General features: G+C 56.1%; 19 protein-coding genes. 11 read left to right on the top strand and 8 right to left on the bottom strand.

Annotation, left to right across the window (positions count from 1 at the left end):
- The first annotated feature begins 39 nt into the window (after positions 1–39).
- The 4 genes from HH216_RS13515 (at position 40) to HH216_RS13500 (ending at position 7,901) form a co-directional block, all read left to right on the top strand.
- The gene (locus HH216_RS13515) at positions 40–2,175 is read left to right on the top strand and encodes an alpha-L-fucosidase (protein WP_169551282.1); all 2,136 of its coding nucleotides are present in this window, start codon (positions 40–42) and stop codon (positions 2,173–2,175) included.
- A gap of 128 nt (positions 2,176–2,303) precedes the next feature.
- On the top strand, positions 2,304–4,511 hold the full coding sequence (locus tag HH216_RS13510; protein WP_169551281.1) for an alpha-N-acetylglucosaminidase: 2,208 nt from the start codon (positions 2,304–2,306) through the stop codon (positions 4,509–4,511).
- A 209-nt stretch (positions 4,512–4,720) separates the two neighbouring features.
- Entirely contained in the window at positions 4,721–5,857 is a 1,137-nt protein-coding gene (locus tag HH216_RS13505) for an acyltransferase family protein (RefSeq protein ID WP_169551280.1), read from the top strand.
- Positions 5,858–6,062: 205 nt separating this feature from the next.
- Complete coding sequence (locus tag HH216_RS13500) at positions 6,063–7,901, top strand: alkaline phosphatase (RefSeq protein WP_169551279.1); 1,839 nt, start codon at positions 6,063–6,065, stop codon at positions 7,899–7,901.
- Positions 7,902–8,109: 208 nt separating this feature from the next.
- On the opposite strand, the gene HH216_RS13495 is transcribed toward HH216_RS13500, so the two are convergent.
- Complete coding sequence (locus tag HH216_RS13495; protein WP_169551278.1) at positions 8,110–9,327, bottom strand: nucleoside permease; 1,218 nt, start codon at positions 9,325–9,327, stop codon at positions 8,110–8,112.
- A gap of 192 nt (positions 9,328–9,519) precedes the next feature.
- Between HH216_RS13495 and HH216_RS13490 the strand changes: the two genes are divergently transcribed.
- A complete protein-coding gene (locus tag HH216_RS13490) occupies positions 9,520–10,239 on the top strand; it encodes a LolA-like protein (RefSeq protein WP_169551277.1) in 720 nt (239 codons plus the stop codon).
- Positions 10,240–10,319: 80 nt separating this feature from the next.
- Here HH216_RS13490 and HH216_RS25945 read toward each other — a convergent pair whose 3' ends face one another.
- The 4 genes from HH216_RS25945 to HH216_RS13475 form a co-directional block, all read right to left on the bottom strand.
- Positions 10,320–11,417, bottom strand: a complete 1,098-nt coding sequence (locus HH216_RS25945; RefSeq protein ID WP_254448835.1) for an NPCBM/NEW2 domain-containing protein — start codon at positions 11,415–11,417, stop codon at positions 10,320–10,322.
- Between the two features lie 488 nt (positions 11,418–11,905).
- On the bottom strand, positions 11,906–14,059 hold the full coding sequence (locus HH216_RS25940; RefSeq protein ID WP_254448421.1) for a right-handed parallel beta-helix repeat-containing protein: 2,154 nt from the start codon (positions 14,057–14,059) through the stop codon (positions 11,906–11,908).
- 566 nt (positions 14,060–14,625) lie between these two features.
- A complete protein-coding gene (locus tag HH216_RS13480; RefSeq protein WP_169551276.1) occupies positions 14,626–15,126 on the bottom strand; it encodes a Rad52/Rad22 family DNA repair protein in 501 nt (166 codons plus the stop codon).
- Positions 15,127–15,229: 103 nt separating this feature from the next.
- Positions 15,230–16,567, bottom strand: a complete 1,338-nt coding sequence (locus tag HH216_RS13475; RefSeq protein WP_169551275.1) for a GntP family permease — start codon at positions 16,565–16,567, stop codon at positions 15,230–15,232.
- Between the two features lie 248 nt (positions 16,568–16,815).
- Between HH216_RS13475 and HH216_RS13470 the strand changes: the two genes are divergently transcribed.
- Together HH216_RS13470 and HH216_RS13465 are read left to right on the top strand one after the other, a co-directional pair.
- The gene (locus HH216_RS13470) at positions 16,816–17,310 is read left to right on the top strand and encodes a DUF5602 domain-containing protein (protein WP_169551274.1); all 495 of its coding nucleotides are present in this window, start codon (positions 16,816–16,818) and stop codon (positions 17,308–17,310) included.
- Positions 17,307–17,579 (top strand): hypothetical protein, encoded by a 273-nt coding sequence (locus HH216_RS13465; protein WP_169551273.1) that lies wholly within the window; start codon positions 17,307–17,309, stop codon positions 17,577–17,579. Before HH216_RS13470 ends, HH216_RS13465 begins: the two co-directional genes overlap by 4 nt.
- Positions 17,580–17,718: 139 nt before the next feature.
- Here HH216_RS13465 and mutS read toward each other — a convergent pair whose 3' ends face one another.
- On the bottom strand, positions 17,719–20,364 hold the full coding sequence (mutS, locus tag HH216_RS13460) for a DNA mismatch repair protein MutS (RefSeq protein WP_169551272.1): 2,646 nt from the start codon (positions 20,362–20,364) through the stop codon (positions 17,719–17,721).
- A gap of 83 nt (positions 20,365–20,447) precedes the next feature.
- Positions 20,448–21,242 carry a hypothetical protein gene (locus tag HH216_RS13455; RefSeq protein WP_169551271.1) on the bottom strand — a complete coding sequence of 265 codons (795 nt, stop codon included), beginning with the start codon at positions 21,240–21,242 and terminating at the stop codon, positions 20,448–20,450.
- A 208-nt stretch (positions 21,243–21,450) separates the two neighbouring features.
- Here HH216_RS13455 and HH216_RS13450 point away from each other — a divergent pair, with 208 nt between their 5' ends.
- Complete coding sequence (locus HH216_RS13450; protein ID WP_169551270.1) at positions 21,451–21,651, top strand: DUF433 domain-containing protein; 201 nt, start codon at positions 21,451–21,453, stop codon at positions 21,649–21,651.
- Positions 21,652–21,663: 12 nt separating this feature from the next.
- Entirely contained in the window at positions 21,664–22,182 is a 519-nt protein-coding gene (locus tag HH216_RS13445; RefSeq protein WP_217371861.1) for a hypothetical protein, read from the top strand.
- A gap of 4 nt (positions 22,183–22,186) precedes the next feature.
- Here the strand turns inward: HH216_RS13445 and HH216_RS13440 are convergent, their stop codons facing one another.
- Positions 22,187–23,653: a carotenoid oxygenase family protein gene (locus tag HH216_RS13440; protein WP_169551269.1), complete on the bottom strand. Its 1,467-nt coding sequence runs from the start codon at positions 23,651–23,653 to the stop codon at positions 22,187–22,189.
- A gap of 162 nt (positions 23,654–23,815) precedes the next feature.
- Here HH216_RS13440 and HH216_RS13435 point away from each other — a divergent pair, with 162 nt between their 5' ends.
- Together HH216_RS13435 and HH216_RS13430 are read left to right on the top strand one after the other, a co-directional pair.
- Positions 23,816–24,730, top strand: coding sequence for a cation diffusion facilitator family transporter (locus HH216_RS13435; RefSeq protein ID WP_169551268.1), 915 nt, complete (start codon positions 23,816–23,818; stop codon positions 24,728–24,730).
- Between the two features lie 39 nt (positions 24,731–24,769).
- Entirely contained in the window at positions 24,770–25,300 is a 531-nt protein-coding gene (locus HH216_RS13430) for an RNA methyltransferase (protein ID WP_169551267.1), read from the top strand.
- Positions 25,301–25,360: the final 60 nt, after the last annotated feature.

Raw genomic sequence — 25,360 nt, 5'->3', positions numbered from 1 at the left:
GGGCTACATTTGCCTCCTCAACCAAACTACTGACCAGCGATGGCTACGCTGAAAAAACTCATCGTTACTCTTTTCCTGACTGGTTACGCCTTCTCCAGCTTTGCCCAGATTGCCCCCGACGCCCTGCGCGAATGGCGCGATCAGAAATACTCGATGTTCATTCACTTCGGCGGCATCTACTCCGTGCTGGGCGGTGTCTGGAACGACAAGCCCGTGACGGTGGGGCTGAGCGAACAGATTCAGGCCCACGCCGGTATCTACAGCGACACCTACGCAAAGGTCGCCCGGCGGTTCAACCCGACGCGCTGGAACGCCGACTCAATTGCCGCCCTTGCCAAACGCGCCGGGATGCGGTCGATTGTCATCACCAGCAAGCACCACGACGGTTTCTGCATGTTCAAAACGGCCACGACCGATTTCAACGTGGTCGATGCGACACCGTACAAACGCGACATTATCCGTGAACTGAGCGACGCCTGCCGACACAACGGCACCAGTTTCGGCCTGTATTTTTCGCTCATCGACTGGCACTACCCGCAGGCATCGCCCATTTCGAGCCACAACTCCGACCCCATCACGCCCGAACACCACGACTACAACAAACGCCAGATCACCGAACTGCTGACCAACTACGGCCCGATCTCGGAACTGTGGTTCGACATGGGGTCGATGAGCGAAGCGCAGAGTCGCGAAATGCGCGACCTCGTGCACAAACTGCAACCCAACTGCCTGATCGGCAGCCGTATCGGCAACGACATGGGCGACTTTACGGTGATGGGCGACAATCAGGAACCCGACTACACGATTGGCGTGCCGTGGCAGTCGCCCGCGTCGTTTTTCGACGAAACCTGGGGCTATCGCTCGTGGCAGAAACGCGTACCGGAAGCCGACAAAGAGCACGAGAAGCTGACGAGCCTGATTCAAGTTGTGAGCCGGGGCGGGAAATATCTGCTCAACATCGGCCCCAAAGGCGACGGTTCGGTGGTACCCTACGAACGCGACGTGTTGTTGCAGATCGGCCAATGGCTGGCGAAAAATGGGGAAGCCATCTACGGCGCATCGGCGGATCCCTTTTACCAGTCGTTTGCGTGGGGCAGCATCACCAGCAAGCCGGGCAAATTATATTTGCACGTGATGAGTCAGCCAGTCGGGAATCAGCTTGCCCTGCCGGGGCTAAGCGGTACGGTCAAGCAGGTATCGGTGCTGGGCGAACCGGGCGTCAAACTCACAACTGTTCGCGGGAAAGACGGGCTGGGCATCAACCTGCCCGCCGGTTTCGCATCGGGCAAAACCATTCGTGTTATAGCCATCGAGTTTACCAATGGCTACCGGGTACGGCCCTACAACCCCATTGCGCTTACCGACACGACCCGGTTGACCCACGCGAATTCGTACAAACACTACAGCAATTCGGGCGTCGACTACAATGCGCGCTTCCAGAGTACTATCGCCGAATCGTGGAATCTACAGGTTGAGCAGGGTGGCCCCTACCGCCCACTGCTGCTGTTCTCCGACGAAGAAAAAGGACAATCCATCGACCTGACCATCAACGGTACGACACAGACGGTCAAACTGTCGGGCGACAGTCCCGCCGAACTTGATGTTGATCCAACCACACTGACGTGGGGGCCGCTCTACAAACTCGGTCCCGTTGAGTCGGGTATCGAGGGTACACCCGGCAAAGGCACCGTAATCGACCTTAAGAAACCCGTACAAGGTCAATCGTGGCAAGCTATGACCGACTGGAAAAACGGCCCCATCTACACCCTCCCCGCCGACCTGACCACCGCTTATTTCGTCACCCAAACCATCACCGCCCCCACCGACCGACGGGTATTGGTTCGTATCACGAGTGGCGACGGTGTACTGGTCATGCTCAACGGGCAAACCCTGCTGTTGCGCAACAACCCGACGAAAGCAGCGGAGCAGCGCGACGTGGTGTTGCTGCCGTTGAAAAAAGGAGTCAATCAACTGCTGGTAAAGACGTTCAACAATTTCCAGAAAACAACGCCTATCGGTATCGATTACAGCATTCCGCAACTGCTCTACCAACAGGATCTGCGCCCGGTGACACTGCCGGTTGGCACATCGTCGGTTCAGTGGCAAACCCACGATCCCGCATCGCCCCATCGCACGCTTGTCCTGCCCAATTTGTCGTTACGCTTATTGCGGTAGTTGTCCCCGACAGCATCCCTGCTGTCGAGCCGAAGGCTAATTTGCCGCTGACTGATTAGCCTTCGGCTCGACAGCAGGGATGCTGCCGGAGACAATCACCGGCATTCAATACATTAACCCACCCAATTATGCCCCTACGATTATCCCTACTCCTAATCACCCTCTTCATCACCCGCCTGGCTTCGGCTCAATCGGCGACGCCGGGGCTGGATGAGAAGGCTACCTACGCGCTCATCAAACGGGTGTTGCCCAGCCACGCCCAGTATTTCACGATTGCGTCGTTGCCCAAAGACGGCGATAAAGATGCGTTCGAACTGGAAAGTCAGGGTGGAAAAATCGTGCTGCGGGGTAATAATGGCGTATCGGTGGCGAGTGCGCTCAAGCACTACCTCAACGAGTACGCCCACTGCGACATCAGCTGGAACGGCACCAACCTGAACCTGCCCAGCCCCCTACCGGTAGTGCCGAAAAAGGTGCACAAAACCACGCCCTATCAGTACCGCTACTACCTCAACTACTGCACGTTTAACTACACCATGAGCTGGTGGGACTGGCCCCGCTGGCAGCAGGAAATCGACTGGATGGCGCTCAACGGCATCAACCTGCCGCTAGCCATTACCGGTCAAAATTCGATCTGGGATCGGGTCTACAAAAGCATGGGGCTGACCGATAAAGACCTGGCCAGTTTCTACAGCGGACCGACCTTTTTCAACTGGTTCTGGATGGGCAACATCGACGGCTGGGGTGGCCCGCTGCCACAGTCGTTTATGGAGCGGCACGAAGCGTTGCAGAAGCAAATTCTGGCCCGCGAACGCGAACTCGGCATGACGCCCATTCTACCTGCCTTCACAGGTCACGTACCACCCGCGTTCAAAGACAAATTTCCGAAAGCCAACGTGAAGCGCACCAATTGGGACGCTGGTTTCGACGATGTCTTTATCCTCGACCCCGAAGACCCGCTGTTCCCCGAAATTGGCCGGCGATTTATTCAGGAGGAGATCAAAACGTTTGGTACCGATCACCTGTACACCGCCGATACGTTCAACGAAAACATTCCGCCGACCAACGACTCGACGTTTCTGGCGCAGGCAGGCAACAAGGTGTATCAGGCCATGGCATCGGTCGACCCGAAGGCGGTCTGGATCATGCAGGGCTGGCTATTCGTGTATCAGGCCAAGTTCTGGCAGCAACCCCAGATTCGCGCCCTGCTCAGTGGCGTCCCCGACGACAAGATGCTGATTCTGGACTTGTGGAGCGAAACCAAACCCGCCTGGCGCGACACGAAAGCGTACTACGGCAAACCGTGGCTGTGGTGTATGCTGCAAAATTTCGGCGGCAACATCGGTATGTTCGGTCGAATGGAAAACGTCGCCAACGACCCGGCGAATGCCCTCCATGACCCTAATGCAGGCAAACTGCGCGGTATTGGCCTGACGCCCGAAGGCATCGAACAGAACCCCGCCCTGTTTGCGCTGATGCTCGAAAACGTCTGGCGCGATCAGCCTATTCAGCTCGGTAGCTGGCTCAACGACTACGCCCACCGACGCTATGGCAAGGTAAATTCCGACGCGGAAGCAGCCTGGCAGATTCTTCGCAAGACGGTGTACAATGGCGGCATGACCGAAGGTACGCCCGAATCGATCATCTCCGCCCGGCCGACCTTCGCCAAAGACGGTCACCGCACGCTGACGACGCTAAACTATAACCCAACCGACCTGCTCCCCGCCTGGGATCATTTCCTAAAAGCTACCGATGCGCTCCAAACCAGTGATGGCTTCCGCTATGACCTGGTCGACGTTACCCGGCAGGTGCTGGCCAACCACGCCAACGCGCTTCAGCAGCAGTGCGCCCGTGATTATGAAGCGAAAGACGCGAAAGCATTAGCGCTGCACAGCCGTCAGTTTTTGGCCCTAATCGACGACATGGATCGGCTGCTGGCTACCCGCCCCGACTTCCTGCTGGGCCGCTGGCTGGAATCGGCCAAAGCGTGGGGACAAACGCCCGCCGAGAAAGCCCTGTACGAGCAGAACGCCCGCGACCTCATCACCCTCTGGGGCGACAAAAACAGCCCGTTGCACGACTACTCGAACCGGCAATGGTCGGGCCTGCTGCACAGTTTCTACAAACCCCGCTGGACGCAGTTTTTCGACAAAGCACAGGCTTCGCTAAAAACCGGCCAGCCCCTCGACCTGACGGCCTTCGATCAGCAAATGCGCGACTGGGAATGGAACTGGGTCAACAGCCGCGAACCGTACCCAACCACAACCACCGGTAGCTCTGTCGAGATCGCCAAAGCCTTGTACAAACAGTACCGGCCGGTGGTAGTAGCTAAGTAGCCTGGACCTCCAGGTCCGGGTGGGCGCGGTAGCGACCTGTCAGCATCCGCCGTAAACAGTTGCCCTGACGGGCACCCGGACGTGGACCCACGCGGTGGCCGGTCCAGGCTATATAATCCTGACGCACCCACCAGACGTGGCCGGGTCGACGTTTCGACGTCTGGGCTACACGCTGTATCTTGTCACCTTACAACCTTCTTCCTGACTCTATGGCCAATACCGGTACACGCTTTCTGTCGCTCGATGTTTTTCGGGGCATGACGGTCTGCTTCATGATTATCGTCAACACGCCCGGCAGCGGGTCCGATTCGTTCGGGCCGCTCAACCACGCGAAATGGCACGGCTTCACCCCCACCGACCTGGTATTTCCGTCGTTTCTGTTTGTCGTCGGCAACGCGATGAGCTTCGCCATGCAGAAGTACCACGCGCTGGGTACCGGGGCCGTCCTGACGAAAATCGCCAAACGCACGGCGCTGATTTTTCTGCTGGGCTACCTGATGTACTGGTTCCCGTTTTTCAAACTCAGCTCGACCGGCGACGTTTTGCCGTTCCCGTTCAGTGACACGCGCGTTTGGGGCGTTTTGCAGCGCATTGCGGTCTGCTACGGTATCGCGTCGCTACTGGTATACTTCTTTCCGTTCCGAACAGTGGCCGCACTAAGCGTACTGTTTCTGGTTGGCTACTGGGGGCTGATGCTAGTGTTCGGTGATGCCGCCAACCCGCTGACACCTACCGGCAACGCCGTTTTGCGACTCGACCGGTTCATGCTCGGTGAATCCCACCTGTACCACAGCCACGGCCTTATTTTCGACCCGGAAGGACTACTCAGCACCCTGCCCGCTATCGTGAACGTGGTGATCGGCTACTACGCCGGGCGGTTCGTGCAAAACAATGGTAAAGGCTACGAAAGCATCGCCAAACTGCTGCTGACGGGCGCGTTATTTCTGTTCCTTGCCTACGCCTGGGACCTCGTGTTTCCGATCAATAAAAAGCTGTGGACCAGCTCGTTTGTGCTGCTCACCACTGGCCTCGACCTACTGATCATGGGAGCCCTGATCTACGCCGTCGAGGTGCGCGAGTGGAACTGGAACAACTGGACACGCTTTTTCGTGATTCCCGGCAAAAATCCACTATTCATTTACCTGTTGTCGGAAGTACTGGCGATTATCCTGTACATGATCCCGGTTGGGCCAAAAACCAGCGCGTTCGACGCTATCAACAAAGCCCTGTTTCAGTCGGTAGCCCCCGGCCCCATCGGCTCGCTGCTATTCGCCCTCTGCTTCATGCTTCTTTGCTGGGCAACCGGCTGGTGGCTCGACCGTCGTCGCATCTACATCCGCGTTTAGGTTTTGACAGGATTACAGCCGGGCCGACGTTCGGATTATCAGGATTTGTTTCCGATGTGAATCCTGTCAATCCGAACGTCGGCCCGGCTGTAATCCTGTCCATACCCCTTTTTATCTGTTTGTTAAATCGACTCCAGCCAACACCGGGCGGGGGCAGAGCGGGTACTTTTGCAGGATCGACCGACGAATAAACGGACGACATTGCATGATAAAACTAGCTTTAACAGGTCTGCTGCTGACCCTGACGTATGCAGGCTGGGCGCAAACCCGGCCCGCTTACTCGCCCGCGCAGGCTCACGCCCACAACGATTACGAACACACCATCCCCTTTTGGCAGGCGTACGATCAGCAGTTTGGCTCCATCGAAGCTGACATCTATGCCCGCAATGGGCAACTCTACGTCGCCCACGACTCGGCCGACATTAGCGACAGCCGCACACTGAACGTACTCTACATTCAGCCCATTGTCGGGAAAGTACGCGCTAACAAAGGCAAAGCCTACGCCGACGCGCCCTACGGCCTGCAATGGCTGATCGACCTTAAAACCCCGGCCGCTCAATCGCTTTCGTTGCTGGTTCAGCAGCTTGCTGCGTACCCGGACGTCTTTGGCCAAAACGGACCGGTGCGGGTAGTCGTCAGTGGCAATACGCCCAAGCCTGAGCAGTTTGCGCAGTACCCCACCTGGCTACAGTTCGACGGCCGACCCGGTATTACCTATACGCCCGAACAACTTGCCCACGTGGGTCTGATTAGTCAGGCATTTCCAATGTACACCCGCTGGAACGGCAAAGGACTGATCGTGAAGAAAGAGCGCGACCGGATTCAGGCCGTTATCGAGCAGGTCCATCAGCAGGGTAAGAAAATCCGGTTCTGGGCCACGCCCGACAACGTCAACACCTGGAAGGCCCTGATGAACCTAGGCGTCGATTACATCAATACCGACAACCTGGCGGGGCTGGGTCGGTTTCTGAGTACCCGGCGGTCGGCAGAGTATCAGGAAGCGCATCAGCCACACGCTATCTACCAGCCGACCTATCGTAACAACGACAACCGCAGCCGGGTCAAAAACGTAATTCTGCTGATCGGCGATGGCATGGGCCTGACACAAATTTACGCGGGACTGACTGGAAACCGGGGCGACCTGAACCTGGCTCACATGCTGAACATCGGTTTCTCGAAAACCAGCGCGGCCGACACTTACATCACCGACTCCGCAGCCGGTGGTACCGCTATGGCGACGGGCGAAAAAACCAATAACCGCGCAATAGGCGTCGACGCAACGGGTAAGGCAATTCCCGCCATTCCGGTCAACATCAAACCCTGGGGTATGAGCAGTGGCGTCATCTCGTCGGGGGCCATTACCGACGCGACACCCGCTGCCTTCTACGCGCATCAGCCCGACCGGATGTTCGAGCGCGAAATTGCCGCCGACTTTCTCCAGAGCCCCGTTTCTATTCTAATCGGGGGCAGCTATCGGCACTTCGACGAGCAGAAGGTACTCGATACGCTCCGGCAGCGCGGCTTCCAGACCAGCCACACCTTCGCCGATCTGAGCAAGCTACGCGCCCCCTTCGTCCTGCTCGACGATTCGGCCGTCGTGGCGATGAATAAAGGGCGGGCCGACTTTCTGGTACCGTCGCTTCACAAGGCAACGCAGGAACTGAGCCGCAATCCGGCGGGCTTTTTCATCATGGCCGAGGGCGCGCAGATCGATTACGGCGGGCACGCCAACAACGTCGGCTATGTGGTGCAGGAGATGCAGGATTTCGACCGGGCCATCGGCGAAGCGATGAAGTTTGCCGACAGCAACGGCGAAACACTCGTCATTGTCACCGCCGACCATGAAACGGGAGGCCTGAGTCTGCTCGACGGCGACATCAAACGCGGTTACGTCGACGGCAACTTCAGCACCAATGACCACTCAGCCGTTATGGTCCCGGTTTTCGCTTACGGCCCACACTCGCTCGATTTTCGGGGTGTCTACGAGAACACGGAAATCTTCCACCGGATTATGACGGTGTTGGGGAAGTATCACGGGAAGTAGGGTTTCCCTCACCGGCAGCGGCCGACCGTCCCTGCCCCTCTCCCAAAACAGGAGAGGGGTGACTAGCTAAAATGAGAAGGGAAAAATCTACCCTGTAACGTTCTCAAAACAATATTGAGGTTACAGACCAACATGAGCATATTTTCTTCGAGAGAGTCACCCCTCTCCCCGTTTTGGGAGAGGGGCCGGGGGTGAGGGAAACGGGCACTTACTCTGTAACCAGCTGATCTTCCTGCGCCAGGACGCGCTTTTTGTCGGAGAAGAGAAGCACGAAGAGCACCAATACGACGGCAGCAATACCGGCGGGGACGAGCCATACACCCAGCCAGTCTTTCGAGCCGTCGGGGCGGGTGTAGTAGTCGAGGACGATGCCCGAAATTTTCGAGCCGATACCCATACCGATGCCGTAGGTCGCCAGCGAGATGAGCCCTTGGGCTGACGATTTGATCTTGTCGCCCGCTTTGTTGTCGGTGTAAATCTGGCCCGTTACGAAGAAGAAATCGTAGCAGACGCCGTGCAGGATGATCGCCAGGTATAGCAGCCATTCGCCCGACCCGCCATCGCCGTAGCCAAAGCCGATAAACCGCACGATCCAGGCGACCAGCCCCACGATGAGCATTTTCTTGACGCCCAGCCGGGTGTAGGCCAGCGGAATCAGCAGCATAAAAATCACTTCCGACGCCTGCCCCAGCGACATCTTATTTTCCACGTTCTGCATCCCGCCATCCGTCAGCGAGGGGTTGGCCATAGCGTAGTAGAACGACAGCGGAATACAGATCAGGACCGAGGACAGGAAGAAAATAGCGAACGATCGGTCTTTAAACAGCTTGAACGCGTCGAGGCCCAGAATCTGCGAAAACGAGGTCGACGTGGTGGCTTTGGGTGGGGTGTCGGGCAGGAAGAACGAGAAGATACCCAGCGCGGCCGACGCCACCATCGACAGTTTGAAGATCGTGACCTGATCGCCGAAACCGTAAATGCCGACAATGTTCGTCACCACGATCCACGACACGGTTCCCAGCACCCGGATTGGCGGAAACTCCTTCTCCGGCACACTCATCTGCTGCATCGCAATGGAGTTAGTCAGGGCCAGTGTGGGCGCAAAAGTCAGGCAGTAGCCCAGAATGAGCAGAAAGAAATTGTCGGCACTGGTGTTTTGCGTAATCAGGTACAGGACACCGGCACCCAGCAGGTTCAACACGCCCAGCACTTTCTGCGCGGCAAAATAGCGATCGGCAATCATCCCGATAAAGAACGGCGAAATCAGCATGGCCAGCGAAAAGGCTGCGTAGGCACTACCCACCTGATCGCCGGTGGCGTGCAGCGTCGTCAGCATGTATTTACTCATCTGACCGTACCAGGCTCCCCAGACAAAAAACTGAAGAAACATCAGCACCATTAATTTAACACGGGTTGAAGCGAGCATCGAGGATTCAGGAGTTAACGTTTAAACAGGATGAAGGTAAAAAACGACCGTCAGCCCTGCAAGCCGCCCACCACCCAGCGGGGCCGATTAACGCAAACAATCGGTGATGTTCGGGAGTAACTACCGAAGTTAGCGGGGGCGTTGCCACTCCCATTGCTTATCTTTACTAAACGAAGTCTGACTAATTCATTCATGAAAAAACAACTCTATACGCTGATCGTCCTGCTGGGTACGTCGGCGTTGTCGTTTGCCCAGACGGCCGACGAAATCGTGACCAAACACATCGCGGCTCTCGGCGGTGCCGATAAAATCGCCGGGGTAAAAACGGCACAGTACGAACAGACAATGTCGGTACAGGGCATGGATCTCGTCGGTAAAACGTCGGTCGTGGTCGGCAAATCGGCCCGCAGCGACATCAGTGTAATGGGCCAGACCATTACGCAGGTCGTCGACGGCGACAAGGGCTGGGCCATCAACCCAATGCAGGGCAGCACCACCGCGCAGGATCTGCCCGACGATATGGTGAAACTGCAAAAGTCGACGACCGAACCAACGGGTATGCAGCTGGCCTACGCCAAAATGAATAAGCTGCCGTATGAACTGGTCGGCAAGGAAAAGCTGGACGGTAAAGACGTATTCAACATCAAAGTGACGCGCCCCGAAGGCACCTATAATTACTACGTCGATCCAACGAGCTATCAGTTGGTTGGTACCAAGTCGGACATCACCGTGCAGGGCCAAAAAGTGAATGGCTCGGCCATGTTCGCTGATTACAAAGCCGTCGACGGCCTGACACTGCCTTATACGCTGACGATTTCCGGAGCAGGCATGCCCGGCACGGTAACGGCCAAAGTAACGAAACTGGTCATCAACGGCCCTATCGATCCGTCGGTATTCGCCAAGCCTAAGTGAGTTGTGTCGCCCAGGTTACAAACAAAAACGACCAGTCAGCAATAGTTGACTGGTCGTTTTTGTTTGTGGCCTTGTCTGCGTTAGTCCGTCAGAATCAGCCGTTTTGTCTGGCGGTGTCTGGCCTGAGTCAGTGTCAGGATGTAGCTGCCCCGGCTGAAGGTACCGACGTCCACGCGGAGCCGATTTTCGCCCGTTTCAACCGCATGGCTGGTCTGCGATACCGACTGACCTGCTGCGTTGATGAGTTGAATTGTCGCGGTGCCGGGCTGGTCGGCGTAGTAGCGTACCCAAACTGTTTCCTTCGCCGGAACGGGATATACATGCATCGGTTCTCGATACTCAGCCGCAGCAGCAGCCTGCCGGGCGGCACCCGATGCCGTGTTCGGCCGGTTCTGCGGAACGAGCCGTGCCCCGGCCCAGTCGCCGTGATCGCAGGCAGCGCCGTCGCCCGCATCGGTCATCACCAGTGTCAGCGTCTGTTTGCCCGACACGTCGAGCACGACCGATTTGGTGGCTGTGGCCGCGTTCATCGTACCGCTGCTGTAGACCTTGTTACCGTCCAGAAAGACCTGAAACTCGACCGTGCCACAGTTCTGATCACCCATTTCGTCGTCCAGCCCCATATCGGTGATGAACTGCGTGTACTGCCCGCCCAGATTGTAGCTGATGGTCGAGCTGGCGTGGACACCCAGCCCCTTGGCGTAGGTCTGCCCGTTGAGGGTGATGGTGCGCCCATCGCCCCCGTTCGCTTCGCCGTTACTCCTGTCTTTCTCGACCGGCCCGTAGCCGCTCACCGCCGACGACCAGTTGAGGTCCGACAGGTAGACGCCCGAACCCGTGGGGGCCGGTGTAGTTGGTGTCGTGCCTGGCACGCGGTAAAACGCACTGGCAGGAATGGCCTGCTTGCCCAGATTCGGGCCGCTGTAGCTGGCACTCAGCGACTGCCCGCCGACACCCTGAAAATACACCACCGTGAAAGCGTGTTTGCCCGCTTTCAGACCGATGCTACCCGACTGCTCCTGATCGCCGTGTACGCCGTCGTTGCTAACCACCTCGGTACTACCGATGTAAAGTTTGGTGCCATCGTCGGAGGTGGTGTAGAAAGTGTAGGTGCCGTCGGTGGGTACGTTGATGTAACCCGTAAAGCGCAGGCCGTAGTTCTGGTCGCGGCCCCGCATCGAGAAGTCGATCTGGCTGGCGGTGCCGGTTTTGGCGGGGGTGAGCGAGGAGAAATCGGGCAGGTTACTCCAGCCCCCTTCGTAGTATTGGTAGTCGATGCCGGTCACGGCGTTGCCCGGATTCTCGGGGTCGCGCAGACTCACCGGGGCCGGAGTCGTCGAGTTGCTTACTTCCTTCAACAGAACAACAGACGAAAACGGGCCAACGGTTACCTGTCCGTTGTACTGATTGTTGCGGGCGTCGCGGTAGGTTCCGTTCAGCGATTCTACCTTGTTCTGCCCCGTTGTGTTGTACACGATCCGGATATAATCGTCGGGGTTGACGGTTGCCAGCGTCACCTCGTTCAGCCGGATATTGTCGAGCCAGGCCGACTGCCCATCTTCCACGACCTGCACCACCAGAATAGCATCCGATTCGTCGGCGGTTGCGGTGAAGGTGATGTCGAACGCCTGTCGGTTGGTGTTGATGATGTAATCTTTGCGGGGCGTCAGGTCACGATAGCTGCCGACGCGCTGCCGCAGGTATACCTGCACCCGTTTGCCAGCCGCCGACGCAATGCCGTCGAACTGCACCTGATAGGCCTGCCCGTTGCGCACCGATCCGACATTGACAGTGGCCAGCGAATAGGAATCGCGCTGATTGGAAGCCGACGCGAACCACAGGCGCATCGACCCGCCGTCGAGTCGGTTGCTGTTGTCCCAGTCGACCCGGCCGTTACCGTAGGGCGACCAAACACTCCAGCCATTGGTACCGTCTGAAAACGAGTTATTGAGCCGGTTGGCCCCGTCTGCGATATCGTCTGCTGGCTGTAGGTGATCGGGCTACCGCTGGAGTTACGGTCCTGATTCCACTGCGCCTGCCATTCGGCCAGCGTCAGCACCTTCCCCGTCAGGCCCGATCCCGGATTCCAGACGGCCTGAATCGTAAACACATCCTGAAACGGGCTGACATACCGGTTGTTGTCGAACGACCCGTACTGGTTCAGATCGTTGGCGTAGGATTCATAGTCGGCCACCAGCTGATTGGGCGTTCGGCTGACGAAAATGTTGTCCTGAACCGTGTTGTTACGAAACGCGCAGGGCTCGTTGTACCCCAGCCGGATCTGCTCTTCGCCGTTGTTGTAGCTGGTATTGCCCCGCACCACGACGTTCGTTGTACCGCGCAGCAGCAGCCCCTTCGATTTGCAGTTGAACGCGGTGTTGTTGATGATCTCGGCGTTCTTCGAGCAGTCGTCCAGAAAAATACCGTTGGCACCGGCGTAGAAGTCATTTACCGTTCCCTCGGGTGCGCCCAAGCCGTTAAAAACGACGTTGGAAATGATGCGGTTGCCCCCCGGATTGCCATAATCGCCGTTCCACGAATACACCCCGCTCCCGTCGCTTTTCGTGAGGCAAAAGTTTGACACCACATTCCGCTGAATGGTCGAATTGCTGAACACCGAGATACCGTTGTAGCCAATGTAATCCAGCACATTGTTCTCGATCAGAACATTAGCCGTTCCCAGCGACTGAAGGCCGGTGTAGCTGCCATCGCCACTCCCACCACGGCCCGGCACCATCGCGATTTGGTTCAGGGTATTCCCCCGGATGGTAACGTTCTGGTACGGCCCGATGTACACCCCGTTGTTGTTGACGTTCTGAATCAGGTTGTTCTCGACCAGCAGGTTACTACCCGTGCCCAATACCGTAACGGCATCGGTACCCAGGTTTTTCAACTCATTCCCCGACACCGACACGTTCGACCCGTTGTTGACAGCCACGCCGGTAGTCAGCGTTTCGACGATCTGCAAGTTGCGCACCGTCACGTTGGAAACATTGGTCAGGTTGATTGCCTCCGAAAAGACCGTTGCTGTAAGCTGCTGATTGTTCGGGTTATTCTGATTGTCGAACAGCCGGATCGTTTTGTCAGCCGGGTTGTAGTACCACTCGCCCGACTGATCGAGCGTGGCCGGATGCTTCTGGATAAAATAGCCCCAGCCGTCGTTCGGGCGATACTTGGTACCGTTGTCGGCCAGTGACAGCGTATTTCCATTCTGGCCGGTGATGGTTGCGCGGTCGAGCACCCACTGTACGGGGCGCGTAACGGCTTCTCCGCCCGTAAAATTGGCGGGCAATGACTGTCGGCTGGTGATTTGGGTCTTGTCGTTGTGCGACTGAATGTTGAGGTAGCCCCGCTCACTATCGCTCAGGTTGGGGTAGCGGCCCAGCGGCATTGTTTCGCCGTTGCGATACACCCCCGTCACGTCGCTCCCGCACGACGGGCAGCTTGTTTGCCAGGTGTTATTGCCAATATTATTCCAGTTGCTGAGCACGACAGACCCAGCCATAATGGGCTTGTTTCCAGACCCGTACGCGTCGACTACGATGGGCTGGCCAGCCGACCCCGACTGCCGGATTTGCAGGCTTCCCCGGAAGGTATCGCCCCGCCGAAACAGCACCTGATCGCCGGGTTGCAGGGTCAAGCTGTTGATTTTGTCGATGGTTCTGTAGGGGGAATCGCCGGAGCGGCCCGAATTACCATCGTCACCCGACCCGGACACATAGTAGGTAGTTTGCCCAAACCCCGCTGACGATACGGCGATGAGCAGCCCGCAGGCTACGGCCGTTGGTCGGTGCCAACCGGCTTTACGAAGTACTTGCACAACAAAAAACATTACTGGTAGAGAATACGGACATCGTGGCCGGTTTTGGCCTTTCAGCTGGTTTACTGGGTGGATTAGTACTCAATTGGCCCATCAACAGTGTGCTGCCAGCGCTGACTCGACCGGACGGCAGGCAACAGATGCAGGACTAACTGATTCGCTGGCGAAACGCGTGGATAGTCGGTTTCGCTCAGGGTTTAGTGTTGGGTGTGGAGGCAGGCGTGGTGTAGTCGTATAGAGCAGTGAACTAGTCAGCGACCCGTACCGGCCGATAAGCTGGTCCGGTGTGCAACTGTATTCGCCTGCTCAAGACGTTCTTTAACCAATCACAGTATCACAACGAAATTTATTTATTAAACGTACATTTGCCAAATATAATTTTGATTTTACATCAATAATCAGCCATACATCAATACGTTTACATTGAATACGACAAATCGAATTATTTTTTGAACTCAGCAGTGAGCGTTCTGATATAGTGTTGTACAAGTCGTACTGGAAGATGAATAGGCACAAAAAAAGTGGCATGAGTCTCATGCCACTTCTCAACTGAAATCGTGTAACGACTATACCGCCCGCGCTGGCTTAGCGTGTTCGGGTTTGAGCACGACAATATCGCGCACGGCACCGCCCGCGTTAATTTTGGCAACCATCGCATCGAGCAGCGGAGTTGCCCAGTTAGGAATATATTTATCGGTCGTCTCGACAAATACTTTTGGAAAATCGTACAGCGCGCGCCCCAGACCGAACTGCACAGCGCAGCGTTTCATAGCGTCGGAAATACCGCCCTTCACCGGTTCGATTCCCGTACGACTGGCACCGTCGGTTTTGCTGACGGCCTTACCATCGGGCAGCGTAACGGTGATCGTGCAGAGGAAACCACCGTCGATTTCTTTCAGCTCATTATTCCAGCCGGCCCAGCCAAATTGTTCGTCGAACCGCTGCATCACGCATCGGTTGGTGATGTACGGAACGACGATGATTTTCTGGCCGTCTTTGGTCTGACTTTGTACCCGCCATTCGATCTCGTGAGCGGTCAGCGGAGCATTCAATACGTTCAAGTCCATTTGTTGTTTTTGCGGTTTGTGTTCAAGCTTTTCGAATGGTGCGAAAAGCTTAATAACCCTTGAATATCGCCATTTTTAGCCATTTTTGCAACGGTTTCAGCACTTATTTAAGGACTAAAAACAACCCCCAGATCAGCAGTTGTACGACAACGCCCATAGCGATTGTAGCCAGGCTGTAGACGCGGAACATGGTGGCTGTGGGCAGGTCAGAAAAGCGGCTGATTACCCAGAAGTACGCGTCGTTGGCATGGCTAACAACCATACTCCCGGCGCCCATACTTAGCACCGCCAACGTTACACCCATCGGCGATTGCAGGCCCAGACCAGCCAGCAGTGGCGTTACCAGCGAGGCCGCGGTGATGACCGCCACCGTCGACGAGCCCTGCGCCGTTTTTAACAAAGCGGCAATCAGAAACGGAAAGAAAATGCCAAGTGGCAATCCACTGAGGGCCTCGCCCAGGCTTTTACCGATACCCGTCACCTGCAACATCTCGCCAAACATGCCGCCCCCGGCGATAATCGCTACGATCATCCCGGCCTTGTCGACGCCCTCGGTTAGCCAGTGCGTTACCTCGCTGCGATGCTGCGACCGGATGAGCAGCAAGGACGCGATAATCCCTACACCCAGCGCAACGACGGGTTCGCCGACAAAAACGAGCAGCCGCCAGCCCAGGGTTTCAGCCGCCTGTTGCGCCGGAACAATGAGCAGAGCCAGCGATTTAGCCGCGATCAGTACGATCGGTAAAACGACCGGCAGAAACGACAAGCCCGCCGAAGGTAGTTGCTCGTCGGTCACCGGCTCGGGCACAGCATCGGTAGGGTCGTAAGAAACAGTCTTACCCCGCCAGATACTCCAGCCGTAGCCAACGGCAGCTGCCGGTATGGCGAGTCCCAGCCCAACCAACATGACCATGCCCACGTCGCCCCCCATGGTACCGAGCGCGGCTGTGATGCCCGGATGCGGGGGTACCAGACAGTGAACAGCATAGAGCGATGTAGCCAGCGCAGCGGCCATCACCGGCATGGGCATCCGCGTTTTGCGCACCAGCGACTGATTCAGGCCGCTCAGAATGATAAAGCCACTATCGCAGAAAATCGGAAAGCCGATGACGAAGCCTGTCAGAGCGATGGCCAGCGGGGCATTTCGCTCATCGACCATCCGAAGAATACGATTGGCCATGCTCAGCGTCGCGCCGGTTCGTTCCAGAATAACGCCCAGCGTAGTGCCGAGAATAATCAGCAGCCCGATTTTCTCCATCGTATGACCAAAGCCAGTTTTCAGCGTACCGGCGATACTGTCCAGCGGCTGTCCACTCAGTAATCCGACCCCCAGAGCTGCCAGCAGCAACGCAAAAAAGGCATTGACCCGCTTGTAGGCGGTTAGCCAGATAATGAAACCGATGCTGGCGATCAGCAATACGAGTGGGTATACAGTAGCCATCGCAGCCTGGAGAAGATGTCGGCGTACAAATGGGTTACGCCGTCCGAAGCGCATTATAAAACAAAGCGGCCATTTGTTCGACTTTCCAGCCAACCCTTGTTCATGCTCGGTTGTCGTGACCAACACATAGGCTCATTGACTCACATATCCGAAAGAAGACCACCTGTTTGATTTCAGACTAACGTTCAGATTACAATGCACTTCTTGCCGCTGCGATCTTCCGCTTCCAACACACAAACTATTCGCTCATGTACTTCGCCAAACACGTTACTTGTCTCTTGCTCGTTGGTAGCCTTTTCGGCTGCGCTACTACTGATAACCCTACCACACAACCGCAGCGCGTCTACGGCCCTACTGTCACGATGGGCAGTGGATCGGCCCGCACCTGGTTTTTGGGCGATACTCAGGGAAATCCCGCGTCAATCGGCCTTACGCTGAGCAAGGGCGCACTCGACAACCTGCCCACTACGCTCCCGGAAACGGCTTATATGCTGGCCCTGCCCGACGAAGCAACCAGCAAAACGCCCTACAAACACGTAATGATCGACTGGAATCCGAACGGCCACGAACCCGACAATATCTACACGATGCCCCATTTCGACTTCCACTTCTACACGCAGCCGATGACCGAAACGATGGCTATTCCGGCCTACACGGCGACAACGGCAGCGAAGTTCGATAACGTACCGGGTTCGGCTTACATGCATGCCGATTATGCGAAGGGGCCGGGGGCATACCCATGATGGGCGCGCACTGGGTTGACGTGACTAGCCCGGAATTGAAAGGCAGTCCGTTTACCGAAACGTTTATTTTTGGTAGCTACGACGGCAAGGTCACGTTCTGGGAGCAGATGATAACGAGGAGTTATCTGAAAACCAGCCCCACGCTCGACAAGCAAATCAAGCTACCCGCTCAGTACCAGACGCCCGGCTACTACCCAACCCGCTACGGCATCCGCACCAATACCGACGGCAGTCAGGATATCACCCTCGACAGTTTCGTAAAACGCTAATGAACTGCGCGTTTTTGTTGTCCAAACAGTAGAAGGGATCTTCGGTAAGCAGGTGTTCTGCTAACTACCGAAGATCCCTTCTACTGTTTGGATGGTAAGAATGGAGTTACCCGCAATTCACGGTTGATTTCCTCGATGATCACTCTACCAGTTTGAGCAGCTCATTCAGCTTTAACAGGGCTTCAATGGGCGTCAGGCGGTTGACGTCGATGGCGCGGAGTTTCTCTTTGATTAGCTCGGATTTAGGGTCGCCCGCTTCGAAAATTTTCAGCGCCAGTTCCCGCTCCTGCGGCACCGCATCACGGATTTTTTCTCGGTTCAACTCCGTCCGGTTTGACGATTCGAGCTGCTTCAGAATCTCTCCCGCCCGGCCCACGATCTGCGCGGGCATACCGGCCATCTGCGCGACGTGAATACCGAAACTGTGCTCTGAACCTCCTTCCTTTAGCTTTCGCAGGAAGATTACTTTATTGCCCATTTCCTTCACCGCCACGTTGAAATTCTTGATGCGCGGGTTATCGGCAGCGAGGTCGTTAAGTTCGTGGTAGTGGGTGGCGAACAGCGTTTTGGGGCGACAATCGGTTTTGTTGTGCAGGTACTCGGTGATGGCCCAGGCGATGGACACGCCATCGTAAGTACTGGTTCCCCGCCCAATTTCATCCATCAGCACCAGGCTACGCTCGCTCAGGTTGTTGAGGATACTGGCCGTTTCAGTCATCTCAACCATGAACGTGCTTTCCCCCCGCGACAGGTTATCACTAGCCCCGACGCGGGTAAAAATCTTGTCGACCAACCCAATCTCCGCCGACGATGCCGGGACGAAACTGCCCGACTGCGCCATCAGCACGATCAGCGCCGTTTGTCGCAGCAGGGCCGACTTACCGGCCATGTTTGGCCCAGTGATAATGATGATCTGCTGGGTTTCGTCGTCGAGGTAAATATCGTTCGGGATGTACGGTTCGCCGGGGGGGAGCTGCTGCTCAATCACCGGGTGCCGACCGTCTTTGATATTCAGCACTTTGCTTTCACTGATGTCAGGCCGAACGTACTTATTTTTCACCGCCACCCGCGCAAACGACGACAGCACGTCGAGCACCGACAGGGCGCGGGCGTTCTGCTGAATGGCCCCGACGTACTCGCCAGCCGACAGCACCAACTCACCAAACATCCGGGCTTCAATCTGGAAAATCTGCTCTTCGGCGTTCAGAATTTTCTCTTCGTACTCTTTCAGTTCGGGCGTGACGTAGCGTTCGGCATTGACCAGCGTCTGCTTGCGAATCCAGTCCTCAGGCACGCGGTTTTTGTGGGCATGGGTTACTTCGAGGTAGTAGCCGAACACCTTGTTGTACGAAATCTTGAGCGACGTAATACCCGTCCGTTCGATCTCGCGCTCCTGCAACTGCACCAGGTAATCCTTGCCTGAATACGCAATGGCCGTCAGCTCGTCGAGTTCGGCGTTGATGCCCTGCTTAATCATGCCGCCCTGATTCGAGAGCGTCGGTGGGTCTTCGCGCAATTCGGCTTCGATGCGATCGATCAGAAACGCGACGGGGTTCAGCTGATCGGCGTACTTCTTCAGCGACCCCGACTCAGTCTGCGTGAGTGCCGTTATCAGCATTTCCTTGATCGGCAGCACGTGTTGCAGCGACCGTTTGAGTTGCAGTAGTTCGCGCGGATTGATGCGCCGGACCGCCACTTTCGACACCAGCCGTTCCAGATCGCCGATCTGCCGGAGGTGACCAACCATCGTGTCGGCCAAATCGGGGTCCTGTACGAGCAGGTCCACCATGTTCAGCCGTTCGTCGATCAGGGCTTTTTCTTTGAGCGGCAGGCTGAGCCATTTGCGGAGCAGCCGCGCCCCCATCGGCGTCACGGTCTGATCGAGGATCTGAATCAGCGGAACGCCCCCCTCCTGCTGCGCGGCCGTCAGTTCGAGGTTGCGGATGGTGAAGCGGTCGAGCCACACGTAGCGGTCCTCTTCCAGCCGCGTCACCCGCGTAATGTGCTGAAGGTCTTTATGTTCGGTTTCGTTGAGGTAGTACAGAATTACCCCGGCCGCGATGACACCATCCGGAAGCCCCTCAATGCCGAATCCTTTGAGCGAGGTTGTTTGGAAATGCTGGCGTAGGAAGTTGTAGCCGAAATCGTAGGTGAAGGCCCAGTCTTCGAGGGTGTAGGTGTGAAACTTATCGCCGAAGAGCGCGCCGAACTCCTGCCGGTTGCGCTTGCAATACAGCACCTCCGACGGATTGAAACTCTGCAACAGCTTATCGACGTAAGCCGCGTTGCCCTGCGACGCGAGAAACTCACCCGTCGAAATATCGAGAAACGACACGCCGAACTCATCATCTCCCTTGCCGAAATGGACGGCTGCGAGGTAGTTGTTGCGTCGGGTGTCGAGTACGTTATCGTTGTAGGAAACGCCAGGCGTTACCAGTTCAGTAACGCCCCGCCGAACAATACCTTTGGCCAGCGCGGGGTCTTCCAGCTGGTCGCAGATGGCGACGCGCTCCCCCGCCCGAACCAGTTTAGGCAGGTGCGTATCGAGCGAATGGTGCGGAAAACCAGCCAGCTCCTCATTCGACCCGCCGTTGTTGCGCTTGGTAAGCGTGATGCCCAGAATTTTGCTGGCCCGCACGGCATCCTCGCCGAAGGTTTCGTAGAAATCGCCGACGCGAAAGAGCAGCAGCGCCCCCGGATATTTGGCCTTAATCTGGTTGTACTGGCGGTTGAGGGGCGTTTCGTTTTTCTTCGCGGATGGCTTAGCTGGAGCGGCTGTTTTCACTAAATTTTCAGAAAAGGTACTAAACAAATCTACGAAAAAATAGCGAAAATCGGGCCTTCCCCGCCACCTCTACAGGGCTGTAATCAGCGTTTTTTGTCGATTGGCCCCGTTGGCCGAACGGTATATTCCATGAACCGAAACACCTCCTGCCGGACCGTCTCGAACGTCTGATGAACGGACAGTGGCATCGGTGTCAACCCCACTAGTGCACTCAAATCGCTCAGGCATTGTACCGTAGCCAGCCGGTATCCTTTTTCACTGCCAGCGGGTACCATAAGTGACGAAAACGTCCATCCGCCAACACCGTCCTTTCTGATCCGGTCGATTTCAACGCGCTTCATCACCTCCACTTCTGGTTGCCATATTTCCCGTGCATCATAAGGCCGCATGAAGTTGACGACCGCTATAGGGGTTTTCCCGGGTGAAAAAGCAGGGCCAAACAGGTTTTCAATGGTAGACCAGATCTCCATTTTAACAACCGGTGCCGTAGCCCGATCGCGCCGTTGTAAGTCAGCCATTCGCACCTGAACGCTATCGCCATAGAGTTTCGCCAGCGCGGCCGGGGAAGCGCCCCCGATACTCATCGTTGGCGAAACAATCGCCGATACATAGTCGTATTCAGCCGGGTTCGGGTTAGAAGTCATCTGTTTGACCATCATGTGCCAGCCGATCAGCTTGCCCTCGTCTACTGCCGCCTGATTGATGGCTCGCCACTCACGCTCTACCGGCAGCGCATCCTGTAAAGTCTTCCCCGGCGCGAGTTTATGGTAAATCAGATACGTGTACGTTCGGGAGGGCGTACTGGTCTGAGCCATTACACCCATCGGCAATAAGCCCATCAATAGTAGGACGAGGACACGTGCGTAAAATGAAAGCATCAGATAAGGGTTTGTTTATGAGAGCGACGAAAGTGCTATTTTCTTCACGTACGCTAAACGCAAAGCCGGGACAAATCTATTCGTCCTCTTACCTCTTCTCACGTAAAATCAGTCCTAATCCCATATCTGGTACAGCAATTTTCGGGATGGACTCGTTGTGCCGGGTACTGAAAGCGTATACCTGTTATCTTTACGAAAACAGGCAAAGATGACTCATTTCAAGCATATAGGGGCCGACCCTGACATTCTCGGAGGAAAACCGATTATTCTGGGCTCCCGAATCAGTGTCGAACTGGTCATGCAGTGGATGGCCTCCGGCGCAACGCCCGACGCTATCGTCGCGAAGTATCCAAATCTGAGCAAAGAAGCTGTGCAGGAAGCTGTTCTGTACGCTGTTCCATTGGCTTAAACTCAATGTGCTATGCCAATAGACAATTGTCCACACTCATTTTCTGAAATGGCTGGTCAGGTATTACCGGACCTGATGAAACAGATGCGTCAATCTATAGATAAGCCCGTTCCAATAGCAGAGTTTATGAAGCCTGGTAACGGGATCAAAAAATTATTAGCCAACGCCGGTCTGTCTGGCGACTTTCCCGGTAGTTATGTACTCATTGAGAATGGAAAACCAATCTATGTAGGTATTTCCAGACAAGTGTTTAGACGTATATGGCTGCATTGCCGAGGAGAAACGCACTACAATGCAAATCTTGTCTACAGAATAGCAAGCAAGAAAAAACCATCGGACGTCAAAACGTCGCGTGACAAGCGCATGCAGGATGAAGAATTTCTTGCTGTTTTCAATGAAGTACGCTCCCACATTCAACAATGCAGTTTTGCTTACGTCCCCATAGACAACGACTTAACGCTATATCTTTTTGAAGCTTATTGTGCGATGGAACTCGACACCTATGAGTGGAATACATTTCGCACTCACTGAATTTCTACACCTCCCCCTCCGGCAACCACATGCCGTGGAAGCCGAGCGGGATGTTGTGCGGCAATCGTAGCCGGGCAATCGTGGTCAGGTCGGCGGCATCGGCCACCAGCAGGTCAGTGGTGTGGGTAGTGTCGTCGAAGAGCAGATACAGCAGCCACGCGTCGTCTTCGGCGGTTGCGCCGGGGCGGGGCACCACGATCGGTTCACTCGGCAACGTCTCGTCGGGGCCAGCATGGATACCCTGCCCGGTCGTTACGTCGATTTTTACGAGTTGATCGGCGAGGGGGCGACTGTGCGAAATTGGTCGACCAATGCCCCAGGCGTATTTGTACGGCTTACCCACTAGGTCGGGATGAATTTCGGGCAGTTCGCCCTCGTAATCGGCCAGGGGGCGGTGCGTAACCTGCTTCGTTTCCAGATCGAGCACGTAGCGGGTGAAGCGGGCACCGGTGCCATCGTCGGCCACGTTACCCTGCAAGTACGCTTTCATCAGGTCCGACGCGGGGAAGAAGTCCAGCATTAACCCGTCGACAATCAGTTTCCCGTCTGTATTCTGATACCCGTTGACGAAGTGGAAGACGAAGCAAAAATCGGTCGTCAGTCGGTGAATCGTACCGTCCGGGTCAATCACCAGAATCAGCGTCGGTTTCGTCCGGTCGACTTTGATTGACGCAGCGGGCGACGTCAGGCCGAGCAGCGCGCGGGGCATATCGAACGAAACGGGCGTAAGGAACAGAATCCGGTGACCGCTCTGCGTCACGACGAAGTCGTGCGAGAACGTCATATCGTCCATCTCGATCACCGGGCCGATTTTAGCCTTCCCCTGCGGGTCAACTTCATACAGCACCAGCCGCTGCTTCGTTCCGGCTACCGTCCCGAAGTTGTGCAACACGCCCGTGTCGGGGTGAATCTTGGGGTGCGCTGAAAACGGCAGTTCGGGCGCAATCCGACTGTCGAGCCACGAAAACTGATTGCGTAGCACGCCGTTGTAATCGTATCGGTCAATGGTATCGAGCGTAACGGGGTCGATGCGGTGCGGCAGTCCACCTTCCCACATCGCCATCATGTGCCCGCCGTGCCAGACAACGCTGGTATTGGCCGCGTTCTTGAACTGCATCCGAAACGCGTTTTTCAGCAGGCCACCCGGCAGGTTCGTACCGAAACTCCGGTGCAGCATCCGTCCCGCTTTTTCTTCTTCCAGAAACTCCCGCGTCCGGACGTAGCGATTGCGATAGCGAACGCGCTGGCCATCGAATGCAAAGCGCGAGATCATACCGTCGCCGTCGAAGAGGTGGTCGTACCACACGCCCTGGTGCGCAAACCGGCCGTTACCATTGCGGAACAAAACGCCTTTCAGATCGGCAGGTAGTTCGCCTTCCAGCAGCGTCAGTTCAACGTCGTCGTATTCGTCGGCTACCGTTTCATTGGCCCGGACGTAATCGTGTAACACCTTATAATGCTGAATAGCCATGCGAAATACCTGCGACGATGAATCAGTGGTATAACCCCTCGTCTGGCGGGAAAGTTACCCCGCCCCGTGCCACATCAGCTTTCGGCTGTCAACGGCTCTGGCGGGCCTTCCCGTAAACAATTCCACCGGCGGCACCGTTGGCCTAAGCGATACCACATACGCATGGCTGCATCCAAACTGCCGATATATAGCGCCCTTGCCGCCAACCTGGCGATTGCGGCTACCAAATTTGTTGCCGCCAGTGTAACGGGCAGTTCCGCTATGATTTCGGAGGGTATTCACTCGCTGGTCGATACGCTCAACGAAATTCTGCTGCTGGTAGGGATCAAACGCAGCCAGAAACCGGCCGATGCCCGGCGACCATTTGGCTACGGAAAAGAACTGTACTTCTGGGCGTTTATCGTATCCATTCTGATTTTCGGCGTGGGCGGGGGCGTGTCGTTCTACGAGGGCATTACTCACCTGCAACACCCGCAGCCCATTGAAGACCCGCTCTGGAATTATATCGTACTTGGTATAGCCTTCGCCCTCGACGGTACATCATTTATTACTGCGCTGAAGGAGTTCAACCGGCAACGCGGGACAACGCCCTTCTGGGAAGCCGTCAGACGCAGTAAAGATCCGTCGACGTTCGTGGTGCTGTTTGAAGATGCCTCCGACCTGCTGGGGCTGATCGTCGCGTTCCTGGGCGTTTTTCTGGGGCATCAGCTCAACAACCCGGTGTTCGACGGGGTAGCGTCGATCCTCATTGGGTTAATCCTAACGGCGGTGTCGCTGGTGCTGGCCCGCGAAAGCCGGAGCCTGCTGATGGGCGAGAGTATGAGTCAGGATACGCTACAGCAGATTGTCGGGCTAGTCGAGAACGATCCGGCGGTGTCGAAAGTACTGGAGTCACCGTCGATGTATCAGGCCCCGGAGGAAGTGATTCTTATTCTGGTGATTGACTTCAACGACCGGCTCACAATCGACGATATAAACAAGACAATTCCCAAGATCAGACAAACCATCCGGGGGCAGTTTCCGCTGGTGAAGCGCATCATTATCGAACCGGGAGTAGCGGGTCAGCCGACGGTTTAAGCTTACTTTGTGCCCCTTTTCATATCATCAACCCCTTGTATGCCGCCCCGTAAGATTAGTCTGGACGAACTGAACCGCCTATCCGTTGACGCGTTCAAAGCCGCGCCCAAATTCCCGTACTGCCTGATTCTGGACGATGTCCGCAGCCTCAACAACGTTGGGTCCGTCTTTCGCACCGCCGATGCCTTCCGCGCCGAAAAGTTGTATTTGTGTGGCATTACCGGTCAGCCACCCCACCGCGACATTACCAAGACCGCCCTGGGCGCTACCGAATCCGTAGACTGGGAGCACGCACCAGATATTACTGAGCTTATTTCAAAATTGCAAACGGCGGGCTGGCAGGTCATGGCCGTTGAGCAGGCGGAAGGCAGCGTCAGCCTGACGGATTTCAGGCCAGAAACGGGACAGCGTTACGCCTTCGTACTGGGCAACGAGGTAACGGGCGTCCGGGAAAGCGTTGTCGAACAGGCAGATAGCGTACTCGAAGTTCCTCAGTTCGGCACGAAACACTCACTCAACATCTCCGTCACAGCCGGAATCATTTGCTGGGATTTTGTACAGAAAATGTAACAAAAACTTAACATAAGTCTTTTGATTGTCCCAAAAATTGCGTATTTCTTTGTAAATTTT

The organism is Spirosoma rhododendri (genome assembly GCF_012849055.1).
GTDB lineage: Bacteria > Bacteroidota > Bacteroidia > Cytophagales > Spirosomataceae > Spirosoma > Spirosoma rhododendri.
Note: the sequence above shows the minus strand (reverse complement) of the source record. Positions and strands in the feature narration are given on the sequence as shown.